Source organism: Caballeronia grimmiae (assembly GCF_000698555.1).
GTDB lineage: Bacteria > Pseudomonadota > Gammaproteobacteria > Burkholderiales > Burkholderiaceae > Caballeronia > Caballeronia grimmiae.
Window position 1 is genome coordinate 152433 of the sequence record NZ_JFHE01000005.1, and the last position, 15041, is coordinate 167473.

Sequence of the window (15041 nt, forward strand, 5' to 3'; positions counted from 1 at the left end):
AATCATGCCTTCATTGATGAACATATTCAGCGTCGCCGGTTCGGCGATGTCGGCTCAGGCGCAGCGCCTGAACGTCACCGCGTCGAATCTCGCTAACGCGGACAGCACGACCGGGCCGGACGGCCAGCCGTACAAGGCGAAGCAGGTCGTGTTCGCCGTCGATCCGCTCGGCGGCGCGAAGAGCGGCTCCGGCCAGCAGGTCGGCGGCGTCCAGGTGACGGGCGTCATCGACGATCCGAGCCCCATGAAAACCAGCTACGACCCGAGCAATCCGGCGGCGAACGCGGACGGCTACGTGACGCTGCCGAACGTCGACCCCGTGCAGGAGATGGTCAACATGATTTCCGCGTCGCGTTCCTATCAGGCGAACGTCGAAACGCTGAACACCGCCAAGCAATTGATGCTCAAGACACTGACCATCGGAACCTGAACCGGAACCTGAGGAATAACCCGTGACGACCAACACCACGATCGGCAGCAACGGCACCCCCGTGTCGCAGACGCTGCTCGACACCATGAACGGCGCATCGAGCGCGTCCAGCTCGACGAGCAGCACGAGCGGCACGTCCGCCTCCGATCTGCAGAACACGTTTCTCACGCTGCTCGTGACGCAGTTGAAGAACCAGGACCCGACCAATCCCGCCGACAGCTCGCAGATGACTTCGCAGCTCGCGCAGATCAACACGGTGTCGGGCATCGGCCAGTTGAATACGTCGTTGAGTTCCCTCGCGACGCAACTGTCCGCCGGCCAGTCGACGCAGGCGGCGTTGCTGATCGGCTCCAACGTGCTCGCGCCGGGCAATGCGCTGACGGTATCGAGCGGGGCCTCGTCGAGCTTCGGCGTGCAACTCGCGAAAGATGTCAGCGACCTGCAGATCGTCGTGAAGGACAAGTCGGGGAACATCGTCAACACGCTGGATCTCGGTGCGCAAGGCGCGGGCGTGGTTCCGGTGTCGGGCTGGACGCCGGTCGATTCGAAGGGCGCGAAGCTCGCCGACGGCAGCTACACGATCACCGCGCAAGGCACGATCAACGGCCAGCAGGCTACCGCGGCGACGCTCTCCGCTTCGCAAGTGCAGAGCGTCGTGCAGATGTCGGGCGGCGCGCCGGGCCTCAAGCTCGCGAACGGCTCGACGGTTGCGCTGACCAGCGTCGCTTCGATTCTTTGATTCCAACTTCCTTTGCTGCCGGGATGCGCCCGGCTGAGAGATAAAACATGAGCTACCAACAAGCACTGAGCGGTCTGGGCGCCGCCTCGAGCGATCTCGATGTGATCGGCAACAACATCGCGAACGCGAATACCGTCGGCTTCAAGCAGGGCTCCGCGCAGTTCGCCGACATGTACGCCAGTTCGATGGCCACGGCCGTGTCGAACCAGATCGGCATCGGCACGCGCCTCTCGGAAGTGCAGCAGCAGTTCTCGCAAGGCACGATCACGACGACCAACCAGGCGCTCGACGTCGCGATCAACGGCAACGGTTTCTATCAGCTGTCGAACAACGGCTCGGTCGTGTACTCGCGCAACGGCGTGTTCCATCTGGACAACAGCGGCAACATCGTCAATTCGGCGGGCCTGCAACTGATGGGCTACGCGGCCGATTCGGGCGGCGTCGTCAACAGCGCGAGCACGGTGCCGCTGACCGTGCCGACCGCGAATATCGCGCCGACCGCGACCAAGACCATCACCGCTGCGTTCAACCTGAACTCGCAGGACGCCGTGAAGGCCGCCGCCGACTTCGATCCGGCCAACGGCAACACGTACAACGCATCGACTTCGGTGGATGCGTACGACTCGCTCGGCGGCACGCAGAAGGTCTCCGTCTACTTCACGAAGACCGGCACGAACACGTGGGAAGCGTTCGCGGGCTATGGCGATCCGGTCTCGCAGAAAACCGATCTCGGCGCGGTGAGCTTCGATGCGTCGGGCAACATGACCAGCGGCAAGAGCTTCACCTTCACGATTCCGAACGGCGCCGATCCGACGCCCGGCGCGACGCAATCGTTGACGCTCAGCCTCGCCGGCACGACGCAATACGGCGCGAAGAGCGGCCTCACGAATCTGCATCAGGACGGCAACAGCACCGGCGAACTGACGGGCTTCACGGTCGGCACCGACGGCATGCTGACGGGTAACTACTCGAACGGCGAAACGAAGGCGCTCGGCCAGATCGCGATTGCGAACTTCAACAACCAGAACGGCCTGCAGAACATGGGCGGCAACGTGTACGCGCAGACGGCGGCTTCGGGCGCGGCGCAAGTCTCGGTGCCGGGCTCAACGAACCACGGCACGCTGCAAGGCGGCGCGGTGGAAAACTCGAACGTCGATCTGACGAGCGAGCTGGTGAATCTGATCACCGCGCAGCGCAACTATCAGGCGAACGCGCAGACGATCAAGACGCAACAGACCGTCGACCAGACGCTGATCAATCTGTAAGCACCGTCCGCACGCACAGGAAGAGAAGGAAGCGATTCATGGACCGTCTGATCTATACCGCAATGACCGGCGCAAGCCAGTCGCTCGAGCAGCAAGCCGTCGTGGCGAACAACCTCGCGAACGCATCGACCACGGGTTTCAAGGCGCAGCTTGCGGCCTTCCGTCAGGTGCCGATGTCGTTCGAGAACCAGTCCGCCGATGGCACGACGCGCACCTTCGTGCTGTCGTCGACGCCGACGGCGGATTACTCCGCCGGCCCCATCCAGCAGACCGGCAATCCGCTCGACGTCGCCGTGCAGGGGCCGGGCTGGCTGTCCGTGCAAACGGCGGACGGCGGCGAGGCGTACACGCGCGCCGGCAATCTGCACGTGGATCAGAACGGCCAGCTCGTGACGGCGAACAACCTGCCGGTGCTCGGCAACGGCGGTCCGCTGTCGGTGCCGCCGGGCGCTGAAGTCACCATCGGCAAGGACGGCACGATTTCCGCGCTGATTCCGGGCGATCCGCCGACCGCGATCGCGACCGTCGATCAGTTGAAGCTCGTCAATCCCGATGCGGCGACGCTCACACGCGGCGACGACGGCCTCTATCGCACGGCAAGCGGCGACCCCGCCGAGGCGGACCCGAACGTCGTCGTGGTCGGCGGCGCGCTGGAAGGCAGCAACGTGAACCCGGTCTCCGCGATGGTCTCGATGATCACCAACGCGCGCCAGTTCCAGATGCAAACGAAGCTGATGGAATCGGCGGACCAGAACGAACAGTCGGCTAACAAGCTGCTCAACTTCTCCTAAGCGGCAAAGTAAATCCAGGAATCGAACATGAATCGCTCTCTCTATATCGCCGCGACCGGCATGAATGCGCAACAAGCGCAAATGGATGTGATCTCGAACAACCTCGCGAACGTGGCCACCAACGGCTTCAAGGGTTCGCGCGCCGTGTTCGAAGACCTGCTGTATCAGACGACCCGTCAGCCGGGCGCGAATTCGACGCAGCAAACCGAACTCGCATCGGGCATTCAGCTCGGCACCGGCGTGCAGCAAGTCGCAACCGAGCGTCTCTATACGCAGGGCAATCTGCAACAGACGGGCAACTCGAAGGACGTCGCCATCAACGGCCAGGGCTTCTTTCAGGTGACGATGCCCGACGGCACCACGTCCTATACGCGCGACGGCTCGTTCCAGACGAACGCGCAAGGCCAGCTCGTGACGTCGAGCGGCTATCAGCTGAACCCGGCGATCACGATTCCGCAGAACGCGACGTCGATCACCATCGGCTCGGACGGCACGGTGTCGATCACCCAGCCGGGCACGACCGCCGCGACGAACGTCGGCGCGATCCAGCTTGCCACGTTCATCAACCCGGCCGGTCTCGAAGCGCGCGGCGAAAACCTGTTCTCGGAAACGGGCAGCTCGGGCGCGCCGAACGTGTCGCAGCCGGGCTTGAACGGCGCGGGCTCGCTGCAACAAGGCTATGTGGAAGCGTCGAACGTGAACGTCGTGCAGGAACTGGTCAACATGATCCAGACGCAACGCGCGTACGAAATCAACAGCAAGGCCGTGACGACGTCCGACCAAATGCTGCAGACGCTCTCGCAAATGCAGGTTTAACCCTCTATTCGACGGATGGGATTTACGAAGATGGCGTCACACTGACACATCTTTCGCTTCAACCGAGTTATCAAGATGTCGCCTACTCCAATCCTCGCGCGTGCTTCGATCGCGGTGCTCATTGCGGCGCTTGCGTCGTGCGGCCTCGTGCCGAAAGAGCCGATCATCCAGCAACCGATGACCGCTCGTCCGCCGCAGCCTCCGGGCGGCACGCGCTCGCCCGGCGCGATCTACAACGCGGGCTACGCGGGCCGGCCGCTTTTCGAAGACCAGCGGCCGCGCAATGTCGGCGACATCCTGACGATCGTGATCTCGGAGAACGTGAACGCGACGAAGTCGTCGGCGGCGAACACCAACCGTGGCGGCTCCGGCTCCTTCGCGCTGCCGACGACGCCCGGCATCTTCGGCGGTCTCTTCAACAATACGACCTTGTCTGCCACCGGCGCGAACAAGTTCACCGCAGCGGGCGGCGCGAGCGCGGCCAACACGTTCAACGGCACGCTGACCGTCACCGTGACCGAAGTGCTGCCGAACGGAAACCTGATGGTGAGCGGCGAAAAGCAGATGCTCATCAATCAGGGCAACGAATTCGTGCGCTTCTCGGGCGTCGTCAATCCGACGACGATCTCGGGCAGCAACACCGTCTACTCCACGCAAATCGCCGACGCGAAAATCGAATACTCGGCGAAGGGCTATATCGACGAAGCGCAGAACATGAGCTGGCTGCAGCGCTTCTTCCTCAACGTCGCGCCGTTCTGATCATGACTCCGCTTCTTCGTTTTCTTTCGTTCTCGCTCGCGGCCGCGCTGGTGGCCATTGGCTCGGCGCAGCACGCGCACGCCGAGCGCCTCAAGGATCTCGTCTCGTTCCAGGGCGTGCGTGACAACCCGCTGATCGGCTACGGCCTCGTCGTCGGTCTCGACGGCACCGGCGACCAGACCATGCAGACGCCGTTCACGACGCAGAGTTTGACCAACATGCTGGGCAATCTCGGCATCACCGTGAATCCGGCGACGACGCAGAACATGCAGTTGAAGAACGTCGCCGCCGTGATGGTGACGGCGACGCTGCCGCCGTTCTCGCGTCCCGGCGAAGCGATCGACGTGACGGTGTCATCGCTCGGCAATGCGAAGAGCCTGCGCGGCGGCACGCTGCTGATGGCGCCGCTGAAGGGCGCGGACGGCCAGGTTTATGCGATGGCGCAGGGCAATCTCGTCGTCGGCGGCGCGGGCGCGAGCGCGAATGGCAGCAAGGTGCAGGTCAACCAGCTTGCGGTGGGCCGCATTTCGGGCGGCGCGATCGTCGAGCGCGCGGTGCCGACGGCGCTTCAGCAGCAGGGCGGCGTGATGCAGATGGAACTGCGCGAGATGGACTTCGACACGACGCAGCGCGTCGTCGCGGCGGTCAACAACCAGTTCGGCACGGGCACGGCGCTCGCGCTCGATGGCCGCACGATCCAGCTTCGCGCGCCGGCGGACGCCGCCGAACAGGTGTCGTTCATGGCGCAACTGCAGAACATCGACGTGCGTCCGGCGCAGGCCGCCGCCAAGGTGATTCTCAACGCGCGCACCGGCTCCATCGTGATGAATCAGATGGTGACGCTGCAGAACTGCGCGGTTGCGCACGGCAACCTGTCGGTGGTCATCAATACGCAGACGGCGGTGAGTCAGCCGAACGCGCTGTCGAATGGGCAGACGGTGGCGGCGAAGCAATCGCAGATTCAGCTCAAGCAGGATAGCGGCGCGCTCAAGGTGCTGGCGGCGGGCGCCAATCTCGCGGATGTCGTGAAGGGGCTGAACGCACTCGGCGCGACGCCCGCAGACCTGATCTCGATCCTTCAGTCGATGAAGGCGGCGGGCGCGTTGCGCGCCGACCTCGAGATCATCTAAGGAGGACGGCACATGAACTCGAATACGAGCGGTATCGCCAGCACGGCGCTGGCATCGACCGATACGAGCGGATTGTCGAACCTGTCGAACCGTTTCGCGCTCGACACGCAGGGCTTCGACGCGCTGCGGGCGCAGGCAAATGCGGATCCGCAGAAAGGACTGAAGGCGGCCGCGCAGCAATTCGACGCCGTCTTCACGCAGATGATGCTGAAGAGCATGCGCGACGCGACGCCATCGGACAGCCCGTTCGAATCGAACGATTCGAAGTCGTTCACCGCGATGCTGGATCAGCAGTTGTCGCAGCAGATGTCTTCGAAGGGCATCGGCGTGGCGGACATGATGCTCAAGCAGCTCATGCGCAACGCGGGCGGCAAGGCGGATGCGGGCGGCATGGGCAGCGCCGGCGCGATGAATGCGATGAACGCTTTATCGGGCGGCGGCGGCGGCGACATCGAAGCGAATGCGGGCAACATCGCCGCGATGAATGCGATGGCGAAGGCTTATGCGGCGGCGCAGGCGAACAAGAACGGCGCATCGCTCGGCGATGGACGCGGCTACACGGCGGCGAGTGCGCTGGAGCCGCCGGTGCGCGGCAACGGTTCGGACAAGGTGAACGCGTTCGTCGAGCGGCTGGCTGCACCGGCGCAGGCGGCGAGCGCGGCGACGGGCATTCCGGCGCGGTTCATCATCGGGCAGGCGGCGCTGGAGTCCGGCTGGGGCAAGCGCGAGATCAGGCAGGCGAATGGCGCGACGAGCCACAATATTTTCGGCATCAAGGCGACGAGCAGCTGGACGGGCAAGACCGTCAGTGCGGTGACGACGGAATACGTCAACGGCCAGCCGAAGAAGGTCGTGGAGCGGTTCCGCGCGTATGACTCGTATGAAGAAGCGTTGACCGATTACGCGAGCTTCATCAAGAACAATCCGCGTTATGCGCCGGTGGTGGAAGCGTCGCGCGACGTGGCGGGCTTTGCGCATGGCATGCAGAAGGCGGGCTATGCGACGGACCCGCAGTACGCGAAGAAGCTGATTTCGATCATGAAGCAGATCGTTTGACGGCGCCCTGGATGGTGCAAACGTTTTACGTCTGAACGCACGCCTCCCCACACAAGATTTACGTGACGGCCCCTAAACTTTTCGTGAGGCATGCCGCTAACTCGTGGACGACAAGTACCGTAGCGAGGCGGGCGGCTCGCCGCGTGGCGTCGAGAGGCGGGCGATGCGGGGAGAAAACATGAACACGGCCAGCACCATGAACACCAATCACAAGCATGACTTTGCCGATGACGACTGCGACCACGAAGTGGATTTCGGGCGTCGGAATCCGCTGGAGATCGGCGTATCGCTGCGCAATCTGGCGAATCGCGGCGACTTTCTGACGGCGCAATATGGCGACGCGCAGATCGTCACGCGCCTGCTGGATGTCGATGTGACGTCACATCGATTCACTTTCGACTGGGGCGGCGTGGCGGAGCAGAATCGCGATCTGCTGCGTGCGCAGAAGCTGATTTTCCATGCTGCGCCTGAGGGCGTGCGGGTCGAATTCACGACGGCGACGCCGCGCGAGACGGTGTTCGATGGCCGGCCTGCGTTCGAGGCGGAGTTTCCGCCGGTGCTGTACTACATGCAGCGTCGCGAGTATTTCCGTGTGGAAGCGCCGGTGCTCGATCCGTATATTTGCAGCGGAACGCTGCCGGATGGGGATCGGTTTCGCTTCGAAGTGCATGATTTGTCGCTGGGCGGCGTTGCGTTGCGCACGTCGGATGAGCGGGTTGCGGATATGGAGATGGGCGTCGTGATTCAGGATGCTGAATTGCACTTCACCGCCACGGGGAAGGTGACGCTCGATATCATGCTCGTATCGCATCGGGAGTCGCTGACGCCCAAGGGCGATCGGCGGTTCACGCTCGGGTTCAAGTTCATTTCGATGCCGGGGTCGGCGGAGAATACGCTTCAGCGGCTTATTACGCAGTTGGAGATGAAGCGGCGGGCGCTCGCTAAGTGAGGGCGGTTGTTCTTGGCAACCGCCGGTTGGGCCGCTTTCGTTTTTTGCGCAGCGGCGCGGGGTGTTCTTTTCTCGTTGAGCTTGTATTCGTGTCGGTGTATTAGCTCGCCCCTCCCCGGGGCGGGGGTCACTTTCTTGGCTGTCGACCAGAGTTGGCGCTTTAGCGCCTTACTCTGGTCCCATGCAAAGAAAGTAACCAAAGAAAGCAGCTTTTTCGGGCCCGAAGCAGAGTACATGTGCTCACTTCGTAGAACAGCAGTGGCACTCAGCTTGAAAGAGCCTTGAATCACCTTCCGCGCCCACTGACAACTAACGTCCTCCGAGCCCCTTGGCTCGTCAAAACCAACTGAGAGCTAGGCGCCACCTACAACTCAAGAGCTGACGGATTTACTCGAAGCTGCTTACTGAGGCTGCCGCTCGAACTCCCCGCTTCGTTGCTATTGCACCGCTTCTGGCGCGCGACGCTCATGATGAGCCACTACAACGCGAGCGACGGTCAACCGTGCAAGGCTATCCCGCCTTTGAGACGCTGCTGCGTGATCTTGCGCTGTACACGTGCCTGTTTTTTCTTCAGATGTCCGATCAGCGTTAATTGTGCGTAGCGCGTGATGCCCCATTGGTGTTAACGAGCCAAGGGGCTCGGAGGACGTTAGTAGTCAGCGGGCGCGGAAGGTGATTCAAGGCTCTTTCAAGCTGAGTGCCACCGATGTTCTACGAAGTGACCACACAACTTAGTGCTTCGTGCGGTTCAGAAAGAAGCTGCTTTCTTTGGTTACTTTCTTTGCATGGGACCAGAGTAAGGCGCTAAAGCGCCAACTCTGGTGGACAGCAAAGAAGGTGACCCCCGCCCCGGGGAGGGGCGAGCCAATAGACCGACACGAATACAAGCTCACCGAAAAAGAGCCCAAAACAACCGCCATTTCGGCAGATAAAAACAAAAACACAAACCCGATAATCAACAAAGCCAAGTTCCGGCTAAAGGAACGCAAACCATCCGCCGATATAAGGCACAACGGCAAGAGCGCGAGCGCAGCAGCAGCAGGCACGCCCCCGCGGGCAGCGAAAAAAGGAACCCCCGTCAATGTCCAACAACCTCTTCAACATCGGCCTGTCGGGCTTGAACGCGGCCCAATGGGGCCTGACGACGACCGGTCAGAACATCAGCAACGCCGCGACACCGGGCTATACGCTCGAGAAGGTCGCGTACCAGGAATCGTCGGGGCAATACACCGGCTCGGGCTATCTCGGCAGCGGCGTGCAAACCGCCGCCGTCACGCGCCAGTACAGCCAGTACCTCACGACGCAAGTCAACAACACGCAATCGTCGAGCAGCGCAGCGAACACGTACTACACGATGATCTCGCAGCTCAACAACCTCGTCGGCGATCCGACCGAAGGCATCGCTGCAGGCATCACCAACTACTTCTCCGGCCTCCAGTCAGTCGCGAACGCTGCAAGCAGCTCCGCGTCGCGTCAATCGCTCGTCAGCAGCGCGCAAACGCTCGCCAATCAACTGACGTCCGCCGGCGAGCAATACGACCAGTTGCGCCAAAGCGTCAACACGCAACTGACCAGCGCCGTATCGTCGATCAACAGCTACGCGCAGCAAATCGCCGATCTCAACAAGCAGATCAACATCGCCGGCGCATCGGGACAGCAGCCGAATCAACTGCTCGACCAGCGGGATCAGGCAGTGTCGAGTCTCAGCTCGATGATCGGCGTGCAAGTCGTGCAGCAAGACGGCAACTACAACGTGTTCATCGGCAACGGGCAGCCGCTCGTCGTCGGCAATACGCAATATGGATTGCAAACCGTCGCGTCGCCGTCCGATCCGAGCGAACTCACCGTCGCATTCAAGAGCCGCGACGGCTCCACGCCGACCGCCGCGCAGACGCAATACATCGACGACTCGGCGCTCACCGGCGGCGTCGTCGGCGGACTGATCTCCTTCCGCAACGAAACGCTCGATCCGGCGCAGGCGCAACTCGGCGCCATCGCCACCAGTTTCGCCGCGCAACTCAACGGGCAGAACGCGCTCGGCCTCGACCTCAACGGCAAGCCGGGCGGCGCACTGTTTTCGACGGGCGATCCCGTCATCTACGCCGACGCCCGCAACAAGGGCACGGGCAGCGTCTCCGTTTCGTTCGCCGATCCGACCCAGCCGACGACCAGCGACTACGACGTCACCTTCGACGGCACCGACTACCAGGTGACCGACAGCGCATCGGGCAAGGCGCTCGGCAGCTTCTCCGCCGCCGATGGCGGAGGCACGGTCGCGGGCCTGAAGATCACCGTGTCCGGCACGATGCAGAAGGGCGATTCCTTCTCGATCCAGCCGACGCGCGCCGCGCTCGACAACTTCGCACTCGCGACGACCAGCGCCGGCGCGATTGCGGCGGCATCGCCGGCGGTGTCGTCGGCGTCGACGAGCAATACGGGCACGGCGGCGATCACATCGGCGACGGCCGCGGCGGGCTATACCATGCCGACGGGATCGGGCATCACGCTGACGTACGACTCGGCGGCGAGCGGCTTCACGTCCAATGTCGATGTGACCGTGAACGGCACCACGTATGCCGCGAATTCGACGATTCCCTACGACTCGTCGAAGGGTTTGACGGTCACGTCGAACGGCATCAGCGCGACGATCAGCGGCAAGCCCGCCGATAACGATGCGTTCACCATCGCCCCGAACAAGGGCGGCACGAGCGACGGCAGCAATGCGCTCGCGATGGCGAAACTCGTGTCGGCGAAATCGCTCGATGGCGGCAGCGAAACGCTGACGAACTCGTATGCGGCGTACGTGAACACCATCGGCAATCAGACGAACCAGCTCAAGGCAACGAGTTCGTCGCAGACCGCGCTGCTCAATCAGGCGACGACGGCGCAGCAATCCGTGCAGGGCGTGAACCTGAACGAGGAAGCGGCGAATCTGATTCAGTATCAGCAGCTTTACCAGGCGAACAGCAAGGTGATCCAGACGGCGTCGAGCCTGTTCCAGACGCTGCTCGGCATCTTCAATTAAGGCGAACCGCGATGCGTATTTCCAGTTCCCAGTACTTCAACATGAACGTCGCTTCGATGAGCGACCAGCAGAGCACGCTTGCGTCGATGTATCAGCAGATCTCGGCGGGCAAGCGCATTCTGACCGCATCGGACGACCCGCTCGGCGCCGCGCAGGCTGTGCAACTGACGCTGCGTAGCGGCGCGCTTTCGCAATACAGCACGAATCAGACGACGGCGCTGTCCGCGTTGCAGCAGGAAGACTCGACGCTCAGCGAAGTGAGCAGCGTGATGCAGAGCATTCAGTCGAAGCTCGTTCAGGCGGGCGACGGCTCGCTCAACGATTCGAACCGTGCGGCGGTCGCGGACGCGATCAAGGGCTATCGCGACCAGCTGATGGGCCTGGCCAACACGACGGACGGCAGCGGCAACTACATCTTCTCGGGACTGAAGGGCGGCACGAAGCCGTTCTCGGACGATCCGTCGGGTGTGGGCACGACCTATTCGGGCGATTACGGCCAGCGCACGATGCAGATCAGCGAGGGCCGCTCGATTGCCGTGGGCGATACGGGCGCATCGATTTTCCGCAGCGTATCGGCGACGGAGAGCGATCCGGTATCGAGTGCGGCTTTGGGCAACACGGGCACGGGCACGATCAGTGCCGTGAGCGTGGAGGACACGAGCAATCCGAACAACGCGAGCACGTACACGATCAAGTTTTCGGTCGATGCGACTGCTGGCACGACGAGCTATCTGGTGACGGCGACGCCGCCGGATTCATCGCTGCCGACGACGCCGACTGCGTACACGGGCAAGACGGACATCACGCTTGGCGGACAGAAGGTGACGATCGGCGGCGTGCCTGCGAACAACGACACGTTCACGGTGCAGCCGGCGGCGACGGACAACAACGACATCTTTGCGACGCTGGATAACCTGGTCAATGCGCTGAAGCAGCCGACGGGTACGTCTGGCGCGCAGGCGGCGCTCGTCAATGCGCTGACGACGGCCGGGACCAAGATCACCAATACGTTCAATAACGTGCTGTCGGCGCAGACGGTCGTAGGCGGACGCGAACAGGAAGTGCAGTCTACGCAGAGCGCGATGCAGACGACGCAGACGCAGACTGCGTCGGATCTGGCTAACCTCACGAGCATCGATCTCGTGTCGGCGATTAGCTCTTATGAGTTGACCCAGACTTCGCTTCAAGCCGCGCAGATGGCTTTTACTCAAATTCAGAAGATGTCGTTGTTTGATTATTTGGGTGGTGGTTGAGGGTTCGTTTTCTCTCGTTGAACTGTGTTCGCGTCGGTCTATTAGCTCGCCCCTCCCCGGGGCGGGGGTCACTTTCTTGGCTGTCGACCAGAGTTGGCGCTTTAGCGCCTTACTCTGGTCCCATGCAAAGAAAGTAACCAAAGAAAGCAGCTTTTTTTTCGAACCGCCCAAAGCACTAAGTTGTGTGATCACTCCGTAGAACATCGGTGGCCCTCAGCTTGAAAGAGCCTTGAATCACCTTCCGCGCCCACTGACTACTAACGTCCTCCGAGCCCCTTGGCTCGACAACACCAGTGGAGCACCACGCGCCACGTGCCACACACCATCAACGCTGATTGAACCTTCGAAACACAGAACAGGTATGGAGCACAGCGGCAGGTCATGCGGCAGTCACCTTCCAAAGGCGGGAATACCTTTGCAGGATCGAACGCGGCTCGGCGGCAGGCCGACTCATCACGAGCGTCGCGCGACAGAAGCGGTGCAATAGCAACGGAGCGCGGAGTTCGAGCGGCAGCCTCAGTAAGCAGCTTCGAGTCAGTCCGTCAGCACTTGAGTTGTAGCGTGGCGCCTAGCACGCAGTCGGTTTTGACGAGCCAAGGGGCTCGGAGGACGTTAGTAGTCAGTGGGCGCGGAAGGTGATTCAAGGCTCTTTCAAGCTGAGTGCCACCGCTGTTCTACGAAGTGACCACACAAGTCTGTGCATCGTGCGGTTCGAAAAAAAGCTGCTTTCTTTGGTTACTTTCTTTGCAGCAGCAAAGAAAGTGACCCCCGCCCCGGGGAGGGGCGCGCTAATAGACCGACACGAATACAAGCTCAACAACAGAAAAAAGCCCTTCAGAACATCCCCTGCGCAACGCGCCCCACCTGTGCGATCCCCGAATCAAAAACCCTCGCAAAGAACGGCAAAAGATTCGGCACCATGAGCTGCAGGAGAAGCAACCCAACGAGCATAGTGACAGGAAATCCAACCTGGAAAATCCCAATCTGCGGCGCAGCCCGATTGAGAATGCCAAGCGCGAGATTGGCGATGAGCAACGCAGCAACAACCGGCAGCGCCAGCAAAAGCCCAGTGGCAAAGATGCTTCCGCCGTATCCAACAAGCACCCTCCACCCCTGTGCATGAGAAGCCGCAGCAACGACATTCGCCCCGATGGGCACGTTCTGAAACGTAGTCACGAGCGCTCCAATCAATTGCAGATGCCCATCGAAGACAAGAAACGCGAGCATCGCCAGCGTGTTGAGGTATCGCGATATAACCACCGCATTCCCGCCAGCGCGCGGATCATAGAGCATCGCGAAGCCGAGACCCATCTGCTGCCCGATGAACTCGCCCGCCGCATCGATGGCGGCAAACGCAATCTGCATCGTCATTCCGATAGCCGCGCCGATCAGAAACTGATTCACGATGATCCACACGCCGGCCGCCGAAAACACCGTCGCATCCGGCATGGCCGGCAACGTCGGCGCAACGATCAGCGTCACGAAGGCCGCCAGCGCGATCTTCACCCGCATCGGAATGGCCATGTGGCTCAGGATCGGCGCGGTGGCCACGAGCGCGAGAATGCGCACGAACGGCCAGAGGAACGCGGTCAGCCAGACATTGAGCTGCGCATAAGTGACGGAGAACATCGCGGCGAACTCAGCCCGTGATGCCGGGCGTGATGGTGAACACGTGCCGCATGTAGTCGAGCAACGTGGACAGCATCCACGGCCCGGCGATGACCAGCGTCACCGCAACGGCAATCAGCTTGGGAATAAACGATAGCGTCGACTCATTGATCTGCGTGGCCGCCTGGAACAGGCTCACCACCAGACCCACGACGAGCGCCACCAGCAACAGCGGCGCAGCCAGCAACAGCGCGACATACATCGCCTGATGGGCCATCGTCATGACGGATTCGGGTGTCATTTCAAAGTCTCACGGAATCAGGAAACGAAGCTCTGCGCGAGCGAGCCGATCAGCAATTGCCAGCCATCGACGAGCACGAACAGCATCAGCTTGAACGGCAACGCGATCGTCGACGGCGAAACCATCATCATGCCCATCGACATCAGCACGCTCGCCACCACCATGTCGATGATGAGAAACGGAATGAAGATCGTGAAGCCGATCTGAAAGCCCGTCTTCAGTTCGCTGGTGACGAACGACGGCACGAGCAGCGACAGCGGCACGTCCTCGGGGCCGTTCATCGGCGGAGCCTTGGAAATGCGGGCGAACAGCGCAAGATCCGATTCGCGCGTCTGCTTCAGCATGAACTGCTTGAAGGGCGCGACGCCGCGCGTCATCGCCTGTTCCATCGCGATGGTGCCTTCAGAAAAGGGCTTGTACGCGTCGTTATACGCCTTGTCGAGAACCGGCGACATCACGAAGAACGAGAGAAAGAGCGCCAGTCCCACGATCACCTGATTCGGCGGCGTGCTCGACGTGCCGAGCGCCTGACGCAGCAGCGACAGCACGATGATGATGCGCGTGAAGCTCGTCATCATCAGGACCATCGCGGGGAGAAACGACAGCATCGTGAGCAGCAGCATCGTCTGCACACTGAGCGAATACGTCGTGCCGCCGTTGGGGCCGGGACTCGTGTTGAAAGCGGGCAGACCCGCCGTGCTTTGCGCGAAGGCCGCATACGGCATCAACGCGATGACAACGGGCAGCGCGAGTTTCATTCCGCGCACGATGTTCCGACTGAACTGCATTACTTGCTCCCGCCTACGAAAACGTAGTCATGTTCGACAGGCTGAATTGTTGACCACGCCGCTCGCAAACGATGGCGGGAAAAGAGGGGGGATTTGGGGCTAACTCGCTTCATTGCGAGCGACGTTTCAGC

14 protein-coding genes are annotated in these 15041 nt (G+C 61.8%); 11 read left to right on the top strand and 3 right to left on the bottom strand.

Annotation, left to right across the window (positions count from 1 at the left end; translation table 11 throughout):
* The first annotated feature begins 4 nt into the window (after positions 1-4).
* From flgC to flgL, 11 genes are all read left to right on the top strand, one after another.
* Positions 5-430, top strand: a complete 426-nt coding sequence (gene flgC, locus BG57_RS08410; protein ID WP_035962196.1) for a flagellar basal body rod protein FlgC — start codon at positions 5-7, stop codon at positions 428-430.
* Between the two features lie 22 nt (positions 431-452).
* Positions 453-1169 (top strand): flagellar hook assembly protein FlgD, encoded by a 717-nt coding sequence (locus BG57_RS08415; RefSeq protein ID WP_035962198.1) that lies wholly within the window; start codon positions 453-455, stop codon positions 1167-1169.
* Positions 1170-1216: 47 nt separating this feature from the next.
* Entirely contained in the window at positions 1217-2434 is a 1218-nt protein-coding gene (gene flgE / locus BG57_RS08420; protein ID WP_035962201.1) for a flagellar hook protein FlgE, read from the top strand.
* A gap of 38 nt (positions 2435-2472) precedes the next feature.
* Positions 2473-3225, top strand: a complete 753-nt coding sequence (gene flgF, locus BG57_RS08425) for a flagellar basal-body rod protein FlgF (protein WP_035962203.1) — start codon at positions 2473-2475, stop codon at positions 3223-3225.
* A gap of 27 nt (positions 3226-3252) precedes the next feature.
* A complete protein-coding gene (gene flgG, locus BG57_RS08430) occupies positions 3253-4041 on the top strand; it encodes a flagellar basal-body rod protein FlgG (protein WP_035962205.1) in 789 nt (262 codons plus the stop codon).
* Between the two features lie 75 nt (positions 4042-4116).
* Entirely contained in the window at positions 4117-4800 is a 684-nt protein-coding gene (locus BG57_RS08435) for a flagellar basal body L-ring protein FlgH (protein WP_035962209.1), read from the top strand.
* 2 nt (positions 4801-4802) lie between these two features.
* Entirely contained in the window at positions 4803-5930 is a 1128-nt protein-coding gene (locus BG57_RS08440; RefSeq protein WP_035962211.1) for a flagellar basal body P-ring protein FlgI, read from the top strand.
* Positions 5931-5942: 12 nt separating this feature from the next.
* On the top strand, positions 5943-6986 hold the full coding sequence (gene flgJ / locus BG57_RS08445; protein ID WP_035962213.1) for a flagellar assembly peptidoglycan hydrolase FlgJ: 1044 nt from the start codon (positions 5943-5945) through the stop codon (positions 6984-6986).
* A 196-nt stretch (positions 6987-7182) separates the two neighbouring features.
* On the top strand, positions 7183-7935 hold the full coding sequence (locus BG57_RS08450) for a flagellar brake protein (protein WP_035962423.1): 753 nt from the start codon (positions 7183-7185) through the stop codon (positions 7933-7935).
* A 1081-nt stretch (positions 7936-9016) separates the two neighbouring features.
* Positions 9017-10960, top strand: a complete 1944-nt coding sequence (gene flgK, locus BG57_RS08460; RefSeq protein WP_035962217.1) for a flagellar hook-associated protein FlgK — start codon at positions 9017-9019, stop codon at positions 10958-10960.
* An 11-nt stretch (positions 10961-10971) separates the two neighbouring features.
* Positions 10972-12213: a flagellar hook-associated protein FlgL gene (gene flgL, locus BG57_RS08465; protein ID WP_035962219.1), complete on the top strand. Its 1242-nt coding sequence runs from the start codon at positions 10972-10974 to the stop codon at positions 12211-12213.
* Between the two features lie 834 nt (positions 12214-13047).
* Here flgL and fliR read toward each other — a convergent pair.
* The 3 genes from fliR to fliP are packed head-to-tail and all read right to left on the bottom strand — an operon-like array spanning position 13048 to position 14880.
* Positions 13048-13842 carry a flagellar biosynthetic protein FliR gene (gene fliR / locus BG57_RS08470; protein WP_035962221.1) on the bottom strand — a complete coding sequence of 265 codons (795 nt, stop codon included), beginning with the start codon at positions 13840-13842 and terminating at the stop codon, positions 13048-13050.
* Between the two features lie 10 nt (positions 13843-13852).
* On the bottom strand, positions 13853-14122 hold the full coding sequence (fliQ, locus tag BG57_RS08475; RefSeq protein WP_035962223.1) for a flagellar biosynthesis protein FliQ: 270 nt from the start codon (positions 14120-14122) through the stop codon (positions 13853-13855).
* Positions 14123-14139: 17 nt separating this feature from the next.
* A complete protein-coding gene (gene fliP, locus BG57_RS08480; protein WP_229754047.1) occupies positions 14140-14880 on the bottom strand; it encodes a flagellar type III secretion system pore protein FliP in 741 nt (246 codons plus the stop codon).
* Between the last annotated feature and the right edge of the window lie 161 nt (positions 14881-15041).

Excerpts from the sequence above, each read along its gene's own strand:
- flgE (WP_035962201.1), top strand. The coding sequence starts at position 1,217 with ATGAGCTACCAACAAGCACTGAGCGGTCTGGGCGCCGCCTCGAGCGAT.
- BG57_RS08435 (WP_035962209.1), top strand. The coding sequence starts at position 4,117 with ATGTCGCCTACTCCAATCCTCGCGCGTGCTTCGATCGCGGTGCTCATT.
- fliQ (WP_035962223.1), bottom strand. The coding sequence starts at position 14,122 with ATGACACCCGAATCCGTCATGACGATGGCCCATCAGGCGATGTATGTC.
- flgJ (WP_035962213.1), top strand. The coding sequence starts at position 5,943 with ATGAACTCGAATACGAGCGGTATCGCCAGCACGGCGCTGGCATCGACC.
- flgC (WP_035962196.1), top strand. The coding sequence starts at position 5 with ATGCCTTCATTGATGAACATATTCAGCGTCGCCGGTTCGGCGATGTCG.
- flgK (WP_035962217.1), top strand. The coding sequence starts at position 9,017 with ATGTCCAACAACCTCTTCAACATCGGCCTGTCGGGCTTGAACGCGGCC.
- fliR (WP_035962221.1), bottom strand. The coding sequence starts at position 13,842 with ATGTTCTCCGTCACTTATGCGCAGCTCAATGTCTGGCTGACCGCGTTC.
- flgL (WP_035962219.1), top strand. The coding sequence starts at position 10,972 with ATGCGTATTTCCAGTTCCCAGTACTTCAACATGAACGTCGCTTCGATG.
- flgF (WP_035962203.1), top strand. The coding sequence starts at position 2,473 with ATGGACCGTCTGATCTATACCGCAATGACCGGCGCAAGCCAGTCGCTC.
- BG57_RS08440 (WP_035962211.1), top strand. The coding sequence starts at position 4,803 with ATGACTCCGCTTCTTCGTTTTCTTTCGTTCTCGCTCGCGGCCGCGCTG.
- BG57_RS08450 (WP_035962423.1), top strand. The coding sequence starts at position 7,183 with ATGAACACCAATCACAAGCATGACTTTGCCGATGACGACTGCGACCAC.
- flgG (WP_035962205.1), top strand. The coding sequence starts at position 3,253 with ATGAATCGCTCTCTCTATATCGCCGCGACCGGCATGAATGCGCAACAA.
- fliP (WP_229754047.1), bottom strand. The coding sequence starts at position 14,880 with ATGAAACTCGCGCTGCCCGTTGTCATCGCGTTGATGCCGTATGCGGCC.